Origin of the sequence: Polyangium jinanense, assembly GCF_028435265.1 — a bacterium.
GTDB classification, from domain to species: Bacteria; Myxococcota_A; Polyangia; order Polyangiales; family Polyangiaceae; genus Polyangium; species Polyangium jinanense.
Window position 1 is genome coordinate 87869 of sequence record NZ_JAGTJK010000037.1, and the last position, 16688, is coordinate 104556.

Consider the following 16688-nt stretch of genomic DNA (forward strand, 5'->3'; position numbering starts at 1 on the left):
GCTACGCCCGGTTCGCGGTGCGCTGGGTCCCTCCATACGATGTCAGCATCCCCGGACCCAACAGGCGCACGGACGACGCAGCTTGTCAAGGCGGAAGGTGTGTGCTGGCGCGCGAGCGGAGGCGGAAGTTGACATGTCAGCCAGACGATCCGCCTTCCCCGACACGCCAACCTCCTTCCCCACCTGGATCGCCCCTCGCGCCCCGCGCGACCGCTGCGATCCACGCCTCGATCCACCCCGTCGCTCCGCGCAACCGGCGCACTCCCGCCCTGGATCGCCCCTCGCGCCTCCCGCGACCGCCTCCCTCCCGACCAGGATCGCCCTTCGCGCCCCGCGCAACCAGCGCGCTCCCCCCCGGGAGTCACCTCCGCGCGCCGCGCAACCACCCTGATCCAGGTTCGGATCGACCCTGTCGCGCGATCTACCTCACGAACCCTCGCCGTCTTGCCCCTCGTCTGCGGAGTCCGCCTCACGCTTCCGCTTCGGCCGCGTCGGCTCCAGGAAGGCGGCGACGCGTTTCGGCTGCCCCGGGAAGAGCTTCTTCAGGTCGCCTTCGAGCCGGTCGAGCTCCAGGTTGATGTCCTCCACGTAAAGCTCCTCCGACGTGCCTTGCAAGGCGAGCGCGCGCAGGCCATTCGCGCGTTCCTTCGAGGCCCCGTCGAGCTTGTCCGTGACCGCTCCGAGCCGCGGCGTCCATTTCAATGCGAGCGGCTCGTCCGGGTTCCGGCCGAGCTCGTCGAGCCATTCGCGGCCCTGCTTCACCTCGCGCTCGACCCCGAAATCCTGCGCCGCCGACGGGGAGACGACCTTGAAGAACCGCGTATAGGGCGGCACATCCCGGCGGCCGCCCGTCTTGTCGACGACGTCCCTGCCAAACGCTGCGACCTCCGGATCCCATTGTGCATCCGCGACCGCGAGGCGCGCCCGCGCGCGGCCGAGCGCGCGCTCCAGCTTGCGGCGCTCCGCCGAGAGCGCGTCGCCCTTGGCCGCGAGAGATTCCCACAGGGGCGCGAGGTGCTTCGTGGTGTCGTCGCTGGTGAGGCCGTCGGCAATGGCGGCGCAGATGTCCGCGGCGAGCTGGGGTGAGGTGCTCGTGCGTAAATGGGTTACCATGTGGGGAAGGTAACCGGGGCGGCGGGGGACGTGTCAAGGGGGAAGATGACCAAGCATGCGACACCGTTGTCGCTTCACCGCCGGCCCCTTGGAAAAACTGCGCTATGCGCAGTTTTTCCACTAGAGGTCCAGGGCTGGCCCTGGCGCGGGTCGAGGGGCGCGTAGCCCCCGCGGGGTCCGGGGCAGCGCCCCGGCGAAGCGGTCCCCGTCGATGACGACGCGTCAGTCGGCGGGCCAGGGTGGCGGCGGATCGGCCGGCTCGTAGGGCGTGGTGCTCGCCTCGACGACCTTCAGGTTCTCGATGAAGAGGTCGATGTACTTGAGATCGTCCTGGATGTCCGGGTCGGGATGCTCCGCGAGCCACGTGTCGACGTTTGGCCGCAGCGCCTCGAGCGTGCGGCGCGCCGTGCGCGGATCGCTGTCGGCCGTGAGCTCGGCGGCGAGCTTGAAGCCGGCGTAGATGTTCAGCATGACGAACCCCTTCTCGACGGTCTCGTCCGTGAAGAACTCTTGCGGATCCTCGTACACGTGCGGGGCCTTGATGTCCGTGACCTGGGACTTCGTGAAGCCCGTGAGCGGGTCCTTGTACGAGAGGACGAGCGAACCGACCTCGTACGGATCGGGCACGCTGATCGCGCCGGAACGCGGCACGAGCTCGAGGATCATCGCGCCGCCGCCGCCGCGCCGGCCCTCCGAGATGGGATCCTCGGAGCTCGTGCGGCCGGCGAGGAAGAGGCTCGGGATCGAGATGGTCCCACCGCCCTCGGCCGTCTGCCAGCCGTTTGTCCCGTAGATCCCCCGCACGACGTAGCCGCCGCCGACGGTCACGTCGATGTTCACGTCGAGCGCGACGGGCACGAGGAAGGTATTCACCTCGTCGGTGAAGACCTCCACGACGGCCTTTGGATCTTCGAGGAAGTAGAAATTCCCCGCGCCGACCTCGCTGACGTCACGCATGGCCTCGACGTCGAAATCCTTGCCGACGCCGATCGTGGTCACGCCGATGCCCTTCTTCGCGTACGCCTCGGCGAGCGAGGTGAGCTTGCTCGAGTTTTGCAGGCCCGCCGTGGCCACGCCGTCCGAAAGGTAAAGCACGCGGTTCTGGTACGTCGGGTCGAAATGCTGATCGGCGACGGAGAACGCCGTGAAGAGGCCGTCGTAGAGGTTTGTCGAGCCCGCGGCGAAGAGGCCCTGGAATGCACTCTGGAGCGCCTGGGTATCGGACGCGTTCACATGATCGAGGACGAGCTTGGCGCTCGTCGAGTACGTCACGAGGGAGATCCGATCCGTGGGCTTCAGGGCCGGAATCATCTCGACGAGGCCCGCCTTCACGTAATCCATGGGCTGGCCGGCCATGGAACCGCTCACGTCGACGGCGACGACGAGATGCAAGGGCGGGCGCGTGATGTTGCCGACGTCGATTGGCGAGTTCATGCCGATCTGGACGAGCGTGCAATTCGAGCCCGTGATCATGTTGCCCATCACGCCGAGCAGACCGTGCATGCACACGTCGTTGCCGCAGGTCGGCGGGGCGTAATCGAGCTTGTGCTCGGCGAAGAAGCCGAGATCGTCGAGCGCGCCGGGGCCCGGGATCTTCCCGTCCTCGAGGATCTGGCGGAAGAGGCCGAAGTCCTGGGCGCCGCCCTGCGAGACGCCGGTGGCGCCGGGTCCGGGCTCCGGAGCGGCGCTGGCGCCGCCCGACTCCGCGCTGTCGGCCGCGCAGCCCGTGAGCACGAGCGAGGCGAGCAAGGTCGAAAGGAGCGCTGTACCGATTCGATGGTCCATGGTGGTTTCCTCCCGAAATCAAGGCCCCGCGGGGATGACGAGGACGGATTCGTAATGACGGCTGGAGCGAGCGAAGGGCGGGCATTCCGTGTCGCGAATGGGCATGGCTTCGGCGCGCACGACGTGCAGCGTGCCGTAGCCGTCCGCGAGATCGATGCTCTTGCCTGCGCGCAGGAAGGAGATTGACGGGACGTGAGCGCCGAGGAGGCTGAGCTCGAGCGGGACGAGCAGGCTGCCGCATTCGTCGTGCGCGCCGGTACAGCCCTCGACGAGATCGGATTCGACGGTGGGCTCGCCGAGCGGCGCGTCCGTGCCCGTAAACCCGTACCGCGCGAGGACATTGCCGCGCGTCGCGACCACGGTGTGCGTGTCGCTGTGGAGGATGAGGACCTTGCCCTCGGGCGGCTCGCCGTTCGTCTCGGGGGCAGAGCCGGCGATGCCATCATGCTCGTCGATCATGAGGCTGTCCCCGGCCTTGAACGGCATGGCCGCTTTGGGCAGGCAGACGTACATCGTCGATTTGTTCTGGAGCACGAGGGCGTGGCAATCGTCGGGCGAGGAGATGATGGTTTCCACGATCCAAGGCCCGCCGATGGGGACCGGCGTGGACCACTCGATGCCGACGGTCTCGTCGGGCGAGCCGCAGCCGGGGGCGACGGGCGGCTCTTCGAGCGCGGGCGCCTTGAAGACGGCCTCGTGCGGGCCGAGCGAGAGTTTTCCGTTCGAATCGAGCGAGAGCGGGATCATGAGGCCGTCGTCCGCGTTCGTCGCCGTGGAGACGAACTGGGTCGGGAACCTCGAGGAGGACCAGGCGAGGAGCGTGGGCGAGAGGCCGTCGGCGTCGACGAGGTAGGCGACGCAGCCCGCCGTGTCATTGTTCTGGAGGGGCAAACCCCGGCCCGGCTGGAGGAGCCACGCCTCGGCGGGCGCGAAGAGCTCGCGCGAGAGCGCGGATTCGGGATCGGCGAGCAGGGTCTCGCAATCGACCTGGACCGAGTCCTTGAGCGGCCGCAGGCGCACGAGGCGCTCGCCGGTCGTGGTATTGCCGAGGGAGAGCGCGCCGGCCTCGGTGGGCGTGACGCCGCAGAACTCGGGGTCGCAGGTCGGCGGCGGTTCCTGGGGCTCGCTGGTCGCGGCACATGCGAGCGATCCGAAGACGACGGCCGTGCGCTGGGCCAGAGGGCGCTCCGGAAGCGGACGCTGCATCGCCGGGACGAGGACACGCCACGCGAGGGCGAGCGCGGGCAGCGCCATCAGATCGGTGGGATCGACGGTGATCTGCCAGGGGAATGGCGTGAGCGCGGTGAACGCCTCGAAGGCGCGCGCCGCCGCGGGCGAGAGCTTGATGGCGGCGAAGACGGCGCCCGTGGCGAGGTGCGCGAGGAAAAGGCTCCGGCGGCTTCCGAGACGGAGGAGCGCCGCGAGGAGCACCGGCGCCACCACGAGCCCGGCGAAATCACTCAGTTTGCCCGTGATCGCGCCGGGGAGAATGCCCGCGCCCTTGAGGACGTGGTCGTTCAGGGCGAGGACGGCGAGAGATCCGAGCCACAACGGGTGGAGCAACGCGCGACGCGCCGCATAAGGTCGTTCCATCGGCATTTCATCTCCTGCATGAGGGAAAGACGAAGGCTGGGCACGGCCAGCAAACCATGTGCCATACACGTATTCCCGGGATTCGAGAAGGGATCGTGCTGCCAGGGCCGGCGCGCGGCCCTGACAGCGGTGTCGCGGCGGAGGGCGAGAATCAGAGGCGGACGCGTTCGATGCGTCGCTCGATCACGTCGAGGATCCCGCGGGCATAACTGGCCCCGGCGGTGCGGGAGAAGCGGCGGCGAGCGTCGTCGGTCGCGTTGTCGACCAGGTAGCCGTGCTCGACAGTGGAGAGCATGTCGACGTCGCCCACGTCGTCGCCGAAGCCCAAGGCTCGGGAGCGCGGGATGCCGAGGCGATCGAGGACGAAATCGGCGACCTGGCGTTTTCCGACGCCCCGCGGCACGAAATCCACGTCGTAGGCGCCCTCGGGTTCGCCGAGCGCGGGGTGGCAGGGATAGACGTGGACGCCAATCCCGTGGCGCTCGGCGACCTTGTGGAGGATCGAGGCGATCTCGAGGTGCCGGCCGCGACCGCTCGGTTGAAACATGTAACTGTCGATGCGTCTGCCCGCTTGCTCGCGGCGGATCAGGTGGACGCCGCGGCGGAGGAGATCGTCGAGCGCGGCGGCGACGCGGGCCCTCGAAAAGCCGCTCTGCGCCACGCGGGCGTCCCATTCGGCGACCGGGCGGCGGCCTTCCTCGCGGGTGAAGAAATCGAGCTCGGCGCCCCAGGAGCTCGCGATGAAATGGGGCACGACGCGCAGGCCGTGGGTGCCGACCGTGGCGGCGACGACGTCGATGGGCCCGTCGGCGACCCAGCCGAAGACGAGGCCGAGCGCGGAGGCCTCTTCGAGGAGGAGCTGCTCGAGCGAGCGCCGATCGCGGCGGCGCTCGGGCGAGCCGTCGTGCGCGAGGTAGGTCTCGTCGAAATCGGCGAAGACGACCCAGCGCGGGGCCGCGATGCGCGGCAGATACATGCGGCGATCACCGAGCGGCGGCATGGCGCGTCCATCGCACGGCCCGCATGAAATGGCCGGGGTTCGGGTTTTTCAAGACAAGCATGGGATCCATTCCTTCGCGAACGAGGCCAAAGCCGTAAAGAAAGACGTGGCCCCCGAGGCGCGGGACGAGGGAGGCCACGATCGGCCGCGGCGAGGCCCTCGGCCGCCGGCTCCCCGTCCATGACGCCAGCCGTAACCGAGATTATCATGCAATGGCATGAGGCCGACGGAAATCGACGCCCAGATCGGACGTATCCAGTCCGATCTGGGCGCCCGAGATATTTTCCGTATTTATCGGCTCTACGCGGATCAGAGCCCGCCGCCCGGGGGCGTCGGGAAGCGGCTGCGCAGGCGCCGCGCCTGGGTGAGGTGTGTGACCATCGAGCTGCGCATCTCGTGCAAGAAGGTCTCGAGCTCAGCCGAATCGGCGTTCGGGATGAGCTGCGCGTCGAGGAGCGTGATCGCGCGCTGGTGCATGGCGATCTGCGCGTCGAGGAAGGTGACGTCGAACTGGTTCTGCGGCACGGTCCGCAACTGCTCGGCCATGCGATCGGCCTCGCGGCGGAGGTTCGACTGCATCTCGCTCCCCTCCTGCTTCACCCGGAGCTTCTCCTGGAGCGCCTGAATGCGCGTCTCGGCCTCCTCGTGCTCGTCGCCGATGCGCTGCGCGTAGGTGCGGACCGCGTCGTTCGCGGTCCGCTGCTCCGCGGTCTTCGCGTTCTTGATCTCGCCTTGATCGATGGTCGACACGACGGCCAAAATCTGTCCGTCCGAGATCGGCTCCGAGGGCTCCTCCGTGGCCTGACCCGGGCGGTTGTTCCCCGCCTCCGTGCCGCAGCCCCACACGCCCACGGACGCGAGCGCGAAGAGCAGGAAGGCGCGGCCGAAGGATCGATGGAATGCGTGAGCCATGCGTCGTCTCCTCTCAAAGGCGCCGCCCGCTCGCTTCGGCCAAAGCCGAGATCCACGCGTCAGCGCCCCCATGGCCATGAAGCCCCGCGGCGCGCGGCGAGAGCCGGTGGCACCGTCTCCCGAGGTCGGGGGGCACCGGACGGCAACATGCTTTCCGCCCGGGTCGTTGTGCCTCCGCGCTGCGTGGTGTAAGTGGGGCCGAGCGCGGCGCTCCCGCCGCACCGCTCTTCCGCATGGATACGACCCCCATCGAGCGAAGCCTGCGAAGCGCGGAGACCGGGACGCTCGTGGTGGACAGCCGCCTCGTCGCCCGCGTGATCAAGCGGCACCGGCGCATCGTGGGCATCGGGCTCCTGGTGCCGCACGCGTCGTGTTACGCGCTCGGGAGGGACGAGCTCCTCGCGCTCGTGCCAGCCGCGGAGCTCGGCGAGGCGGGAAAGAAGCTGCCGGAGCAGGTGGTGCTCCTGCCCCGGCCGAAGGGATCGGAGATCCTCGACGCGTCGCCGGCCGAGGTGCTGACGCGGCTCTGGCGCGGGGCGTTCCACGGGCGTGTGCACCTCGCTCTCGAAGCCGCGCGGCGCCGCGGTGCGCTCGATGAAGCGGCGATCCGGGCGCGGATCGATCGGATCGGGCAGACGGAGTTCGACGAGATCCGGCGCGTGCTCCGGGCCGACGATCTGCTCCTGCCCCCGGCCGACGACGCCGAGGTGTACACGGAGTTCGCCGCGCTCTTGCTGGAGCTGCACCACTTCGCCCCGCGCCTCGTGGCGAGGACGTTCCCCACGCTGCGAGACACGTCGCGCGCGCTCGCGGTGATCGGCGGGGACGTGGACGCGCGCGCGCTGCTCGCCGCGTGCCGGCCCGGGGGCGCGGCGGAGCCTTCGGAGACGCCGTTCGGCAAGGAGTCGACGACGCCGACGTACTCGGCGCTCCCCGCGCTCGACGTGCTCCCCGCGTTCCTGTCGCGGCGGGCGACGACGGTCGCGGGCGCGCAGAAGCTCGTGGCCCAGGCCGAGAAGGCGCGCGCCGAGGGGAACCACGTGCGGGCCGCGCTCTCGCTCCTCGCGGCGATGCCGGCGGCGGGCGAGGATCAGCAGGTGAAGCTGCGCGCCCAGGTGCAGCGGGATCTCGACGCGCTCGGCGCGCGGCTCGACGCGGCGCTCGTGGGCCCGGGCGAGAGCGCGGAGGGCGCGCCGCGGGTGCCGTGGACCTCGTCGCTGATGCCGCTCGCGGTGACGGCGAGCGAGAGGCAAGCGCTCAGGTACCCGGTCGAGGCACGGCTGCTCTACGATCTCCAGCGGGCTTGCGTGGCGCACGAGCGCGGGGCGTCGGCGGTCGATCTCGTGACATGGGCGCTCTCGCTCGGCGATCGCCCGATCGTGCGGAAGCTGCCAGCGACGCGGCCGCTCAAGATCGCGCGGCACCTGCGGAACGCGTTGCAAAAGCTAAGGCACGTGGAGATGCCGTCCGCGGATCGACGGCTCATCGCGCGGCTCCTGCGCATGGCGGTGCGGCGGGCCGAGGAGAACGTACGGAAAACGCTGCGGCCGGTCATCGAGGGGACGCTCGACGGCGTGGGCCTCCGGCCCGCGAGCGTGCCCGAGCGCGTGGCGCGGAAGAAGCTCGTCGAGGAGCTCTGCGATCAGGTGGTGGTGCGCGGGTTCTTGAGCATCGGGCAGCTCCGCGACGCGCTCTCCAGAAGCCAGCTCAAGATGGGCGACGTCGGGCTCCCGGGTGAGCTCGTGCGCGGCGATCCGCTGCTGCTCGCCGACAAGGCGCTCGATGTTTCGCTCGACGGCGTCTACCGCCGCGGCGAGGTGTACCTGCGCGCCTTGCAAAAAGTGTCGAGCGTGTTCTTCGGCACGAAGCTCGGTCGGCTCGTCACGCTCTTCGTGATCCTGCCGGCCGGTGGCGCGTTCGTGGTGCTGGAGGGCTTGCAGCACATGGTCGGGCCGGCCGCGAAGGCGCTCGGCTTCGTGCCGCCGCACCTCGTGAGCACGCCGTCGTTGCTCGTGACGACCGCCGTGCTCTTCGGGCTCATCCACAGCGAAGCCCTCCGCGCCGGCGCGATGCGGCTCCTGTCGATGCTCGGCCACGCGCTCGCGGCCGTCTTCGTGCGCCTGCCGCGGTGGGTCTTCTCGCTCGGGCCGATCCGGCGCGTGCTGGAGAGCGGGCTTGCACGGGCGCTCGCGCGCTACGTGCTCATGCCGCTCGTGGTCGCGACGATCCTCTACCTGGCCACGCCTCTGCGCGACGTTCCCGGCGTGATCGGGCCGCTCGGCGCGGCAGGCGTGTTCGTGGCGGCGAGCGTGCTGCTCAACACGCGGGCGGGCCTCGTCGCGCAGGAGGTCGTGTTCGACCAGATCGCGCTCGGCTGGGAGGCGCTCAAGGGGCGCGCGCTGCCGGGGCTCCTGCGCCTCGTGATGAGCATCTTCCGCGCGATGCTGGAGGTCTCGGAGCGCACGCTCTATCGGGTCGACGAGTTCCTGCGGTTCCGTGAGGGCGACAAGCGCGCCACGATCCCGCTCAAGGCCGCGCTCGGGCTCGTGTGGTTCTTCGTGGCGTACGTGATCCGGCTCTACATCACGCTGCTCATCGAGCCCGAGATCAACCCGGTGAAGCACTTCCCGGTGGTCACGGTCGCGCAGAAGATGCTGATCCAGCAGCTCGCGGAGATGCTGACGGTCATGAACCACGCGCTCGCCCCGCTCGGCCCGGTGATCGGCGGAACGATCGCGGCGACGACGGTCTTCCTCTTCCCGAGCGTGTTCGGCTTCCTCGTGTGGGAGTTCAAGGAAAACTTCCGCCTTTACCGCGAGAACCGCGCGAAAAACTTGGGCCCCGTACCGATCGGGCATCAAGGCGAGACCGTGGGCACGCTCATGCGCCCAGGCTTTCACTCGGGCACGTTGCCCAAGCTGTACGGAAAACTGCGGCGTGCGGCGCGGCGTGCGGATCTCGACGAGTCGCGTGGCATCGAGCACGGGCACGGCTCGCTGCGCGGCCTGCAGGAGCAGCTCGACGACCTGCGCGAGACCGTGCGGCGCGCCGTCGATCGCGAGGTGAGCGGTCTGCTCGCGGCCTGCCCCCGCTTCCGCGCGGGCGTCATCACCGTGCAGAGCGTCGAGCTCGGCTCGAACCGGCTGCGCCTGGAGCTCGCTTGCGACGCGATCTCCAAGGCAAAGACCGTGATCGCGTTCGAGGAGCAGAGCGGGCTCGTCGTGGCGAGCGTGACCGAGCCAGGGTTCGTCGATGCGCTCGACGGCTCGGATCGGATCCTCTTCGAGAACGCGATCGCCGGATTTTACCGCATGGCCGGCGTGGATCTCGTGCGCGAGCAAATCCGCGCGGCGCTCGGCGAAGACGTGCCGTACGACATCGCCGACGAGGGCCTCGTGCTCTGGCCGGGCGAGGGCTATCGGACCGAGGTGATCTACACCCTCGACGCCGGCTTCAGCGGCCCGCTCGTGCCGCCCGTGGTGCGCGGCGAGCGCCCGGCGATCGAGCCCAAGCCGCTCGATTTACGGAAGATCCTGTTCCGCGATCAGCACATCCCCTGGGCCGAGTGGGCCCTGTCGTGGCGCGAGGAGGTCGCGGGCGAGGCGCCGCGGCGGGTGCTCTTCGGCGCGTCGATCCTTCCGCCGCCGCAGCGCGAGCGGGAGCGGGTCGCGCGCCTGGCCTCGGCATGAACCACGCAAAGGGCGCCGTCCTCCTCGCGCTCGTGCTGTTCGCGCCCGCGTGCGGGCGTGACACGCTGCCCGAGCCTCCGCCGGGGAGCGCTGCCCCGAGGACCGAGGCGAAGGCCGCATCCGGGCCGCCCGAGGCCGCGGGGATCCGGTACCTCGAACGCGTGACGGGCGGCGCCGCCGCGACCGAACGGCTGCCGCTCGTGGTGGCGATTCACGGGCTCGGGGATCGTCCGGAGTCGTTCGTTCGGCTGTTCGATCCGATCGAAGGTCGCATGCGGGTCGTCGTGCCGTACGGGACGACGCCGTACAGCGACGGCTTCTCGTGGTTCCCGCTCGCGCGTCGAGATCCGGCAAAACTGGCGGAAGGCACGGCACTCGCGGCCGACGGGCTCGCGGCGATGCTGGAGGAGCTCGAACGATCGCGGCCCACACGCGGTCGGCCGATCGTGACAGGGTTTTCCCAGGGAGGAATGCTGAGCTTCACGCTCGCGGTCAAACACCCCGAGCGTATCGGCGAGGCGCTTCCCCTCGCCGGCCTGCTCGCGCCGCCGCTCTACCCGAGCTCGTGGCCGATGGGAAAATTCGCCCCAAAGGTCCACGCATTCCACGGCGACGCGGACACGATGGTGCCGCTCGCCGGCGCGACCGAGACCGTACGCACGCTCGTCGCGGTGGGCTTTTCGGCGGAGCTCACCACCTACCCCGGCGTGGGGCACACAGTGAGCGCTTCGATGCGGGGGGATTGGCAGAAGGCGCTGGAGGCAGCGGCCGCGCGGGCCGCCGCCTCCCATCCGTGACGGATTACTTGCGGCTGCGACGGCGCAGCCGCGCGAACACGGCGCCGATCAAGCCGAGCGCGGCCGCCGCGGGCACGACCGGGCTCTTCTGCTCGTCACCGACCACGGCGCAGCCGCAGCCACCTTCGTCCTCGACGATGATCGGGCCGCCGCCGGCGCCACTGCCACTGGTACCGACGCCCGCGCCGCCGCCCTCGCCGTTGCCCGAGCCAGGCTGAACGGTCACCTTCACGAGGTCGCTCGCCAGGCCCTTGCCGTCGGAGATGGTGAGCTGGAACGTGAGGGTCACATCGACCTGCGTGTTCGGCGCGACGAACGTAGGCTTCGGCCCATTGTTCGGCGTGAGCGCGACCTCGGGCCCTTCCGTCTGCGTCCACTTGTACGTGAGCGTGTCGCCGTCCGGATCGTTGCTCTTCGAACCATCGAGCGTGACCTCGTCACCGCCCGACACCACGAGATCCGCGCCGGCGTTCGCCACGGGCAGGCCCACGCAGTTCGTGCTGTCCTCCACGATCGACGCGAACGGCTTGTTCACCGCGCCCTGCACGTCGATGTCGTCGATCTCCCAGCCGTACGCGCCGGCCGCCGGATCGGTGCCGATCCGGAAGCGCAGCTTGAACGTCTTGCCGGAGAGCGAGCTGCCGAAGTTCAACGTCATCGTGTTGAAGCCCGGCCACGCCGCGTTCCGGTTCGTGAACCCTTGGCGATTCCCGAGCGGGTTGTCGGAGATGTTCGTGATCGTGCCGGTGTAGGGCACCATCGCGAACTGGGCCGCGTCCTGCCAGCTCTGCCCGCCGTCCGTCGAGATCTCGATGACGGCGCCGTCGTAGTTGACGGTGCCACCGCCCTGCGGCGGCGGACCGACCTCGAACTCGTGGCGGTGCTTCAGCGTGACCGTGAGCGGCCCGGGGCCCGCGACGATCGCCGGCGACTCGTACGCGGTGTCGCTCAGGCTGCCCGAGTCCACGCCGTGGAAGACGTGGTTCGGCGGGCCGTTCTGGATGCGGTTCCAGACCCGATCCGCGCCATCGCCCGACCTCGTCCACGTCTCGATGTCGCTCTCGGCGCTCTCGATCGCGGCCGACTCCGGCACGTTGTCGTAGTTGATGTACGGCACCTCGACGAGCGTCGACTTGGGCTCGCACGTCTCGGCGCTCGTCACGGCGATGTCGAGCTTGACCGAGCTGATGCCGGCGACCGAGCCGTCGAGCGCGACGTCGATCGTGGCCTTGGCCGTCCCGAAGGGCGGGACCGTGCCGAACTGCACCTGCGTGCCGTTCGGGAACGAAATGCCCGCCTGCTGCGCCGTCACGCTCGCGACCGCGTCCGTGAGGGGCGCGACGCCCGTGTTCTTGAGCTCGATCGTCACGCGGCCCGACTCCTGGGCGTCGAGGCGCCCGTCGGAGTCGCAGGACTGGACGGTGTCGTCGAGCCCGCCCGCGAGGTCCGAGACCGAGGCCTTGACCTCGAAGCTCTCGACCACGCCGATGTTGTCGCCCGAGTCGCGCGGCGGCGAGACCGCGCACGAGCCCGCGCCGCGCTTGGCGAAGGCCTGGGCGAGGATCTCCATGTCCTTCAGGTCGACCGTGGACGCGGCCATGAGGATCGCGTCACGCTGCTCGAGGTACGTCGCGTCCGGCGGGACCGTCTTGAGCGACGCGACGATGTAGTCGGCCATGCGGCGGCGAGCCCCTTCGAAGTCGTAGGGCGCGCCCGGCTGCTGGCTGCGCTTGAGCAGCGCGACCGTCGCCTCGAACATCATCGTCGCCCACACCTCGCCGGCGTTGTGCACCTCGGAGTTCGGCGCGGGGATGACGGCCATCGGGTGATCCGGCAGCGCCTGATCGTCGGCGATGTGCCGGTAGGTCAGGCCGTTCTTCGTCATGTCGGTCGAGTACGGGACGCGCCGGATGCCGTAGTAGCCGCTGTCGCCGAGCGTCGCCGTGGCGTAGACGCTCATGCCGAAGACGCCGTCGAGATCGTCGCCCTCGCGCAGGGCCATGTGGATCGCGACCGTGTCGCCCCAGCCCTCGCCCATGCCGCCGCACATGTTGGAGCCGCAGTATGCGAGCCGGTTGTGCAGGTAGTGACCCCACTCGTGCGCGACGATGTGGTTGTCGATCGTGCCGTCGCGCTCGACGCCCGCCGCCGAGCGGACCATCGTGGCCGTCACATCGCCGCCCATCATGGCCTGCTTGATGGCGTTGCCAGAAGCCAGCGTGACGGACAGGACGGGGATGTTCAGGGCCTGGTTCGGCTGCCCGTTCGGCATGTACGGCGGGGCGGCCTCGTTCAGGTGGTTCGCGAGGATCATGCCGATCGCGCCCGCGGCCTGCGCATTCACGGCCTTCTGCTTGAACGTGCAGGCGCCGCGATCGATGACGACGATCTTGCCGGTCACATTGTTCTTGATGGACTGGCAGCCGTCGCCGAACGTACCGGGCGTCTCGTTTGTCGTGGTCGTGGACTGGTCGTCGACGAGCGCGAGGGAGCCGGTCGTGTTGAAGACCTGCAGCCCGAATTCGGCCACGTCGGTGCCGTAGCCCGTGCCGCCGGGGTTCGTCGTGAGGCTCCGCGTGCTCGCGCCCGACCAGAGGTACATCTGCATGATCGGCGATTCGCCGTCCGCAGGCGTCTGCATGTTCGCGTTGTTACGGCTCTGGTTGTTGAGCGCGTCGTCCTGCGCCTCGGCGCGGAGCGCATCGCCTTCCTCGCCGCCGCGGCCGTAGTTGCTCTTCTGCGCGTTGCCCGCTTTCTCGTCGAAGCCCGAGTCGTACCAGTAATCGTGCAGCCAGTTCGTCACGTAGAACAGCTGCGTGGCGGCGGCCATGATCTGGTTCTGGTTCGCCGTCGGCGCGAGGTTCACGTCGTAGACCCGATCGAACGTGCCGGGGGCCGTGACGCTCGGGCGCGTGTCGCCATTGCCGAAGCCGTCCGGCTGGGCGTGGTCGGCATACGCGTCGACGTTGTTGCCGGACGTCGAGGTCGCGCCCGAGGCCAGCCACGGATCGAACGTGCCCTGGGGGTTCTTGTTGAAGCCGTCCATCGAGACCAGCACGGGCGCGATGAAGTCGGGCTGGGAGTTGTCGGGCTGGCCCGTCGGGTGCGGCGTGAAATCGGCCTGCGGGCCGTCGAGGGGGCGTTTGTCGCCGTTCGCATCGGCCCAGACCCGGTAATTGAAAACCGCGTCGTGCGAGAGGTTCTGCCGATAGAGGACGCGCCCGTCGTCTGCCGCGATCACGTAGGCGTAGAGCCCCGCGTCCTTCTGGCCGACCTCGCGCGGACGGATTTCGAGGTAGTAAGCGGGAACGAGGCGATCCGGCAGCGGGAAGAACACCTTCTTCACGCGCGCGGGGCCGGCAAACTCGTGAGCCTGCGTGGGCACCAGATCGAAGGTCTGGTAACGACCTTTTTCGCCGCGCGGCAGGAGGTTCGCCACCGGAAGATCGGTGCCGTGGAAATCCCGGAACGCACTGGCGAGGGCGCCCTGAGGTGTCACGACGAATGTGCGCGGGACGCGCTTGTTCCCGGCAAACCCGGCCGGATGGAGGTTGTTCGAGGCAGCCACGAGGCGATGGCTGCGATCGAGCATGACGTTCGCGCCGCCGCGGAAGACCTCGATGCCCTCGATCTCCTGGCCGAGACGCACGACGACGCCGCCTGCGCCGCGATCGTGAATTTCACGCACGACCGTGGCCTGGATGGCGGCTTCCGGGAGCTTCAACATCTCGGCCGCGGAGACGAGCGCCTTGCGCGCGGCGACGTCGGGCTTCGTGCTCGCGACGAGCGCCTTCGTGCCGCTCTGATCCCGCGAGGCCCAGAAAAAAGTGGGAGCGCCGGTGTGCGGGTGCACCGACGTGACGTGTCCGCCGAGGGGGGACCGCAAGACGCGCGGACCCCCGGCGGGAGTCGGCTGCGCGCGATAATAAGCATCGAAGTTCGGCAGCTCCTTCGCATGAGCGAAGGAAGCCCCGACCAGCGCTGTGAGCATGGTGAGACAACGAACGGAGCGCTTCATCGAATCCTCCACCAACGTGGACGCGCCCGCCGCCTCGATGTGAAGCGGGCGGGTGCCGGGCCAAGGAGGGAGGCGTACTCGCTTATCGCGTGAGAGGGAAGCGAATTTACGAGGAACGTTATGGTCTCACCGCGGACTGGCGCGCGCTTCCGCACGTATTCGGACGATGATGCAAGATTCCGTCGACCACGGCTTGGAATTTCCCTCCGCGCTGCTTTTCTTTCGCAATCCGAGGTGCCAGGCGCGCGACTTGTGCTAATGGCGGCGCGGCATGGTCCGTCGGTTCTTCCCGTGGTTCCTTTCGATCCTCGCCTCCGGGTGCGGCGGGACGCCCCCTCCCCTCGACCATTCGGCGCCGCCGCCGCGGATCACCACGAGTCCCGCGGCGCCGCCTGTCGTGACGCCGCCGCCGAAGCCTGCGGAACCAAGCCCTCCGGAGACCGCTCCTGCACGAGCGGTTGCTGCTCCCACGAATTCGGGTCCTCCTTTTCCGCCGCCCACGTTCACGCCGCCCCACGCCCGCACCGCCAAACCCGGCGACGGTGTCTTCACGCTCCTCGAGGAGGGCGCCGCACGCGGCACCGGCGCGCTCGCGCGCACCACGGTCCATCCACACCCGATCAAACCCCACCCGTACGTCGTCCTCGTGGCGATCGATCTGCGCCGGGTCGATCTACGCCTCGTCGCGGGCACGGAAGAGCCCACGTCGACCGTGGTGTCAAAGGATCGACGCCCCGGCCTCGTCCCGGCGGCGGATCTGTCCTCGCTGATTGCGGTGTTCAATGGCGGCTTCATGGCGAAGCACGGCCAATGGGGAATGATGGTCGACGGCGACGTCTTTCTTCCGCCGCGGGAGGACGCCTGCACGGTGGCGCTTCTCGGCGACGGGTCCGTGCGTATCGCGAGCTTCCCGGCGCTCGCGCCCATCACTGCGCAAATCCGGTCCTACCGGCAGACGCCGCCGTGCCTCATCGAGGGCGGCGCGCTCCACCCGCGCCTGCCAAACGAGGACACGGCGCGGCTCTGGGGCGCGGCCGAGGGAGGTGATCGCGAGATTCGCCGCACGGCGATCGGATTGCACGAGGACGGAACGACGCTCCTCTTCGCGATCGGTGAGTGGGTATGGGCGCGTGACCTCGCCGCCGCAATGAAATCGGCCGGTGCTGCGTCCGCCGCGGAGCTCGACATCAACTGGTCGTATACGCGGTTCCTCCTGTACGACCATTCCACCCCACCCGCCGTCGTGTCGACGCTGATCGAAAAGGTCGAATACACGAAGAGCGGATATGTATCGAAGCCTGCACCTCGGGACTTTTTCTACCTGAAGCAGAAACAATCCGGCGCCCCCGCGCCCCGTTGAGCCGCGCCCGCGTCCCCCGCCTCGTCCGATCTGAGCATTGGTCTCATCTTGGGAGGCGCTGCGCTGGGGCTTTGCCCCAGGCCCCACCGGGGCTATCCGCCCCTGGACCCGGACCAGCGCAAGCGCTGGACCCGGGGTCGATGAACTGCGCTCCCGCGCAGTTCATCGAACAGGCCAGGTCAAGACCAACGACGACCCTGCCCATCAAGACGCGGTGCTGACGATTCAATAGGCAACGTGTCCGCCAGCGTGCAACGCACCTTCCTGGTCTTGCCACGGGCCTGTTGGAAGAACTGCGCGATGCGCAGTTCTTCCACGAACGGTCCAGGGCTTGCCCTGGTTCGGGTCGAGGGGCGAACAGCCCCCGCGGGGCCCGGGGCAGCGCCCCGGCGCGACGCCTCGCGATGAGACCAATGCTCAG

9 protein-coding genes are annotated in these 16688 nt (G+C 69.2%); 3 read left to right on the forward strand and 6 right to left on the reverse strand.

Going from position 1 to position 16688, the window contains the following annotated elements:
* Positions 1-426: 426 nt before the first annotated feature.
* The 5 genes from KEG38_RS39785 to KEG38_RS39805 all read right to left on the reverse strand — a co-directional run bounded on the left by KEG38_RS39785 (position 427) and on the right by KEG38_RS39805 (position 6403).
* Positions 427-1113 (reverse strand): hypothetical protein, encoded by a 687-nt coding sequence (locus KEG38_RS39785; RefSeq protein WP_272425684.1) that lies wholly within the window; start codon positions 1111-1113, stop codon positions 427-429.
* Positions 1114-1335: 222 nt separating this feature from the next.
* On the reverse strand, positions 1336-2898 hold the full coding sequence (locus KEG38_RS39790) for a vWA domain-containing protein (RefSeq protein ID WP_272425685.1): 1563 nt from the start codon (positions 2896-2898) through the stop codon (positions 1336-1338).
* A gap of 18 nt (positions 2899-2916) precedes the next feature.
* Complete coding sequence (locus KEG38_RS39795) at positions 2917-4491, reverse strand: hypothetical protein (RefSeq protein WP_272425686.1); 1575 nt, start codon at positions 4489-4491, stop codon at positions 2917-2919.
* 151 nt (positions 4492-4642) lie between these two features.
* Positions 4643-5491 (reverse strand): HAD hydrolase family protein, encoded by an 849-nt coding sequence (locus tag KEG38_RS39800; protein WP_272425687.1) that lies wholly within the window; start codon positions 5489-5491, stop codon positions 4643-4645.
* Between the two features lie 309 nt (positions 5492-5800).
* Positions 5801-6403 carry a DUF4142 domain-containing protein gene (locus KEG38_RS39805; RefSeq protein ID WP_272425688.1) on the reverse strand — a complete coding sequence of 201 codons (603 nt, stop codon included), beginning with the start codon at positions 6401-6403 and terminating at the stop codon, positions 5801-5803.
* Between the two features lie 233 nt (positions 6404-6636).
* Here KEG38_RS39805 and KEG38_RS39810 point away from each other — a divergent pair, with 233 nt between their 5' ends.
* Together KEG38_RS39810 and KEG38_RS39815 are read left to right on the forward strand one after the other, a co-directional pair.
* Positions 6637-10092 carry a hypothetical protein gene (locus tag KEG38_RS39810; RefSeq protein ID WP_272425689.1) on the forward strand — a complete coding sequence of 1152 codons (3456 nt, stop codon included), beginning with the start codon at positions 6637-6639 and terminating at the stop codon, positions 10090-10092.
* A complete protein-coding gene (locus KEG38_RS39815) occupies positions 10089-10889 on the forward strand; it encodes an alpha/beta hydrolase (RefSeq protein WP_272425690.1) in 801 nt (266 codons plus the stop codon). Before KEG38_RS39810 ends, KEG38_RS39815 begins: the two co-directional genes overlap by 4 nt.
* A gap of 4 nt (positions 10890-10893) precedes the next feature.
* Here the strand turns inward: KEG38_RS39815 and KEG38_RS39820 are convergent, their stop codons facing one another.
* Positions 10894-14907, reverse strand: coding sequence for a M36 family metallopeptidase (locus KEG38_RS39820; protein ID WP_272425691.1), 4014 nt, complete (start codon positions 14905-14907; stop codon positions 10894-10896).
* 271 nt (positions 14908-15178) lie between these two features.
* Here KEG38_RS39820 and KEG38_RS39825 point away from each other — a divergent pair, with 271 nt between their 5' ends.
* On the forward strand, positions 15179-16267 hold the full coding sequence (locus KEG38_RS39825; protein ID WP_272425692.1) for a phosphodiester glycosidase family protein: 1089 nt from the start codon (positions 15179-15181) through the stop codon (positions 16265-16267).
* The last annotated feature ends 421 nt before the right edge of the window (positions 16268-16688 follow it).

What these genes read in the sequence shown, in the direction of transcription:
- KEG38_RS39785 (WP_272425684.1), bottom strand. Translation starts at nt 1,113, where the DNA reads ATGGTAACCCATTTACGCACGAGCACCTCACCCCAGCTCGCCGCGGAC.
- KEG38_RS39790 (WP_272425685.1), bottom strand. Translation starts at nt 2,898, where the DNA reads ATGGACCATCGAATCGGTACAGCGCTCCTTTCGACCTTGCTCGCCTCG.
- KEG38_RS39795 (WP_272425686.1), bottom strand. Translation starts at nt 4,491, where the DNA reads ATGGAACGACCTTATGCGGCGCGTCGCGCGTTGCTCCACCCGTTGTGG.
- KEG38_RS39800 (WP_272425687.1), bottom strand. Translation starts at nt 5,491, where the DNA reads ATGCCGCCGCTCGGTGATCGCCGCATGTATCTGCCGCGCATCGCGGCC.
- KEG38_RS39805 (WP_272425688.1), bottom strand. Translation starts at nt 6,403, where the DNA reads ATGGCTCACGCATTCCATCGATCCTTCGGCCGCGCCTTCCTGCTCTTC.
- KEG38_RS39810 (WP_272425689.1), top strand. Translation starts at nt 6,637, where the DNA reads ATGGATACGACCCCCATCGAGCGAAGCCTGCGAAGCGCGGAGACCGGG.
- KEG38_RS39815 (WP_272425690.1), top strand. Translation starts at nt 10,089, where the DNA reads ATGAACCACGCAAAGGGCGCCGTCCTCCTCGCGCTCGTGCTGTTCGCG.
- KEG38_RS39820 (WP_272425691.1), bottom strand. Translation starts at nt 14,907, where the DNA reads ATGAAGCGCTCCGTTCGTTGTCTCACCATGCTCACAGCGCTGGTCGGG.
- KEG38_RS39825 (WP_272425692.1), top strand. Translation starts at nt 15,179, where the DNA reads ATGGTCCGTCGGTTCTTCCCGTGGTTCCTTTCGATCCTCGCCTCCGGG.